This window comes from Ameyamaea chiangmaiensis (assembly GCF_013376175.1).
Classification (GTDB): Bacteria; Pseudomonadota; Alphaproteobacteria; order Acetobacterales; family Acetobacteraceae; genus Ameyamaea; species Ameyamaea chiangmaiensis.
On the sequence record NZ_JABXXR010000263.1, the window covers coordinates 1 to 2,030 of the forward strand.

Consider the following 2,030-nt stretch of genomic DNA (forward strand, 5'->3'; position numbering starts at 1 on the left):
GTTGGCCGCGCCGCACCGGCCGCAGAAGCGATGCATGCGCAGCCAGTGCGCCATGCCGCGCGCCTGCGCGACAAGGGCGGCGTCGCCTTCGGGCAGGGAGGCGGCGAGGGGCCGGATGTCCTCGAACGTACCGCGCGGCAGGGTGGGTGGTTCAGTATGGTCGGACAGGTCGAGCGCAAACATCGCGTCGGCCGCCGACAGGCCCAGGAACACGCACGAATCGTCGTCGTATGCGCCGATGTCCTCACGGCAAAAGCGTACCAGCCCGGCATCGTCGACCAGATGCAGTCCGCGCCACATCACCAGAAAACGGGCATCCGGGCCCAGCGCGCGTGCCCGCAGCGTCTCCGCATCCAGACGGACCTGGCCGGCCCGGTCATGCAGCGCGCCGGCATAGACGTTCGTGACGCGCGAAAGCAGGGCGGTCGGGCACGGCCCGGGCGTATGATCGGACATGGGTGGACAATCCCTTTCGTCTTCCCCCTTGTGCCAGACCCCCGTTGTGATGTTAAGAAGGCGCCGGGAGGTCGGCACTGGACGGGTACCTTGCCAACCCGGTCAGGTCCGGAAGGAAGCAGCCGCAGTGAGTTTCGCCCGGGTCACGTGTTCGGCCTCCCACCCCCCTGATGACCATGTCGTGCCAGCCGACGTTGCGGTGTCCGCGTTGATGTCTATCATCGCGCGCATGTCCCGCATGAGTCTCGACCGGCCTGTTTCATGACGCACGATCACGATCCCCACGATCACGCGGCGGACGACCGCCTGCCCGAGCCGGAGCCCGATGGGCCGGGCCTGTTCGGCGATGCGCCGGCTGAGGCGAAAGCCGCCACCGCCGCACCGCCCTACCGCGTTCTGGCGCGCAAATACCGCCCGACGCGACTCGACGACCTGATCGGACAGGACTCGACGGTTCGCATCCTGCGCAACGCCTTCGCCCAGGGGCGGGTCGCGCACGCGTTCATGCTGACCGGCGTGCGCGGGGTGGGCAAGACGACGACCGCCCGGATCATCGCCCGCGCCCTGAACTGTATCGGTGCCGACGGCAAGGGCGGTCCTACCGCCGACCCGTGCGGGGTGTGTGCCAACTGCACCGCGATCTTGGCCGACCGCCATCCCGACGTGATCGAGATGGATGCGGCGTCGCGCACCGGCGTCGACGACGTGCGCGAAATCATCGAGGCGACCCGCTTCCGGCCGATGCAGGCGCGGATGAAGGTGTTCATCATCGACGAGGTGCACATGCTCTCGCGCAATGCGTTCAACGCGTTGCTCAAGACGCTGGAAGAACCGCCCGCCGAGGTCACGTTCATCTTTGCCACCACGGAATTGCGCAAGGTGCCCGTGACGGTGCTGTCGCGCTGCCAGCGTTTCGATCTGCGACGGGTGCCACAGGCCCTTCTGGCCGGGCATTTCGGCCGGATCGCGACGCAGGAGGGGGTGGCGTTTTCCGACGATGCGCTGACCCTGATCGCCCGCGCGGCCGACGGTTCGGTGCGCGACGGCCTGTCCCTGCTGGATCAGGCCATCGCGCAGGGGGTGCTGGACGGTGAGGGGGCTGCGCACCAGCGAATCGAGGCGCCGCTGATCGCCGACATGCTGGGTCTGGCCGACCGGGGCCTCGTGTTCGATCTGTTCGAGGCCGTGATGCGCGGACGCACGGACGCGGCGCTGTCGCTGACCGATCAGGCGCATGCGCGTGGGGCTGATCTGGGCGTCATGCTGGCGGATCTGTTGGACATCGTGCACACGATTTCGCGTCTGAAAGCGATTCCGGCGCTGCGTGACAGCCCCGATCTGCCGGAAGCCGAGCGGGTGCGCGGAGCGACGCTGGCCGATTCGCTGTCCGTGCCGGTGCTGGGGCGCGCGTGGCAGATGCTGCTGAAAGGCGTGTCGGAGGTCGAAGCGGCCCCCGACCGGCGCGAGGCCGCCGAGATGGTCCTGATCCGGCTGTGCTACGTCGCCGACCTGCCGACGCCAGAGAAACTGGTGCGCGCCGCGACGGCGGGCGAGGACGTGGCCCCGCCGCCACT

2 protein-coding genes and 1 other RNA gene are annotated in these 2,030 nt (G+C 68.8%); 2 read left to right on the plus strand and 1 reads right to left on the minus strand.

Features of this window, described 5'->3' with window-relative positions; translation table 11 throughout:
* A partial coding sequence (locus HUK82_RS16130; protein ID WP_305144419.1) for an NUDIX-like domain-containing protein occupies positions 1-456 on the minus strand: 456 nt, incomplete at its 3' end.
* 65 nt (positions 457-521) lie between these two features.
* Between HUK82_RS16130 and ffs the strand changes: the two genes are divergently transcribed.
* Positions 522-620: signal recognition particle sRNA small type (gene ffs / locus HUK82_RS16135), an RNA gene on the plus strand.
* 97 nt (positions 621-717) lie between these two features.
* The coding region (locus HUK82_RS16140; protein ID WP_176614898.1) for a DNA polymerase III subunit gamma/tau at positions 718-2,030 on the plus strand (1,313 nt) is incomplete at its 3' end.